1 protein-coding gene and 2 pseudogenes are annotated in these 1,524 nt (G+C 68.2%); 2 read left to right on the top strand and 1 reads right to left on the bottom strand.

The window, feature by feature from the left end; translation table 11 throughout:
* Positions 1-157 precede the first annotated feature (157 nt).
* Positions 158-1,009: pseudogene (locus ABZZ74_RS54165) on the top strand (IS3 family transposase); the annotation flags it as partial.
* Positions 1,010-1,049: 40 nt separating this feature from the next.
* Here the strand turns inward: ABZZ74_RS54165 and ABZZ74_RS54160 are convergent.
* The gene (locus ABZZ74_RS54160; RefSeq protein ID WP_356951448.1) at positions 1,050-1,448 is read right to left on the bottom strand and encodes a transposase family protein; all 399 of its coding nucleotides are present in this window, start codon (positions 1,446-1,448) and stop codon (positions 1,050-1,052) included.
* Between ABZZ74_RS54160 and ABZZ74_RS54155 the strand changes: the two are divergent.
* Positions 1,432-1,524: pseudogene (locus ABZZ74_RS54155) on the top strand (IS5/IS1182 family transposase); the annotation flags it as partial. The gene ABZZ74_RS54160 and the pseudogene ABZZ74_RS54155 sit on opposite strands and share 17 nt — an antisense overlap.

Genomic DNA, 1,524 nt, shown 5'->3' with positions numbered 1-1,524 from the left:
CGCTGGAACAGTTCCCACAACTCGTCCGGCACCAGCCGCTCAACGATTCCCACGTCAACAGGGTATCGAACACGCCAAATGAGATGACGTCTTAGGCGACCCCCGCGGTGTGGACACTCTGACAATGGATCTTGTTGATCCGAGGAAGGGTGTCCTGGTGGGACGGAAGTCTCCGTATCCGGCGGAGTTCAGGAACGATGCGGTAGCGCTGTACCGCGCGGCGGGCGGGAAGCGCACGTATGCGGCGGTGGCGGCGGATGTCGGGGTGACCGGCGAGACGCTGGGCAGTTGGGTGCGCCAGGCCGATGAGCAGGCGAGCCGTGGCAACCGCGACGAGCCTGTCGCCGAGGGCAGGGATGAGGAACTCGCCCGGCTGCGTGCGGAGAACGGCCGGCTGCGCAGGGCCGAGAAGGAGTGGGAACTCGAGCGGGAGATCCTGCGCCGGGCGGCCCAGAATTTCGCGAAGGAGATGAGGGCGTGATCCTCCGCTGGGGCTTCATCTCCAACAACCGGGCCGACTTCGGCGTGCAGCGGATATGCCGGGTGCTTCAGGTCTCGCGCTCGGGCTTCTACCGGTGGATCGCTGGTGCCAAGGCACGCGAGGTGCGGCAGGCCGCCGATGATGCGCCGGCCGCGGAGATCCGCGAGATCCACACCGACCACAAGGGAACGTACCGGAGTGCGGCGTGTCCATGCCGAGCCGCGGGGCTTCGGACACACGGTGAACCGCAAGCGCGTCGAGCGGCTCATGCGCAAGCACGGCCTGGAGGGGCTGCATCTGCGGCGCCGCAAACGCACCACGATCCCGGACCGCCTTGCACCGCCTGCCCCGGACCTCGTCCGCCGCGACTTCTCCGCCGGGCAGCTGGACGAGAAGTGGTGCGGGGACATCACATACGTGCAGGTCGGCGGCTCGTGGATGTATCTCGCCTGCATCCTGGATATCTGCTCACGCCGGGTGCTCGGCTACTCGATGGCCACCCACATGCGGGCCGAACTGGTCATTGAGCCCTTCTCGGTAACGGCTCGTCACGGTTGGTGATCTTCGTTCAGGTGGTTCGGCCGTGTTCGAGCTGGAGCAGGACGAGGGCGGCGCGGGCGATGCGGGTGATCGCGGCGGGGTCGAGGCTGACCCGTCGCAGAGCCTTGAAGGTCACCTTGAGCAGGGCGTTGGCGCGTTCCGCGACGCCGTGGATGCCGCGGATGACGGCGTTGAACGTCCGTTGTTCTTCGGTGAGTTCGGCGCCATTGGGCTTTTTGACCGGATGGCGGATGCCCGGCCCGGCGTTCTCGTAGCCGAGATCGGTGAGCGTGGGGATGCCCAGGGTGGCGGCGAGCCGGTTCAGCGCGTCGACCAGGCCGTGCGTGCGGGCGCAGGTGGTGTCGTGCTCGCGCCCGGGGCGGACCGGGGAGACCCAGATCGGCCCGGCCGACGCCCTGGACCGCATCGCCGCCGAAACGGGCATGCCGACCCTGGTCGACCTCGGCTACGAGAACGCCGGCCCCGGCTTCCGCCACCCCGTC

The organism is Streptomyces sp. NPDC006476 (assembly GCF_040612015.1).
In the GTDB taxonomy this organism is placed as follows: domain Bacteria; phylum Actinomycetota; class Actinomycetes; order Streptomycetales; family Streptomycetaceae; genus Streptomyces; species Streptomyces griseorubiginosus_B.
This window is presented reverse-complemented; position numbering and strand designations above follow the sequence as displayed.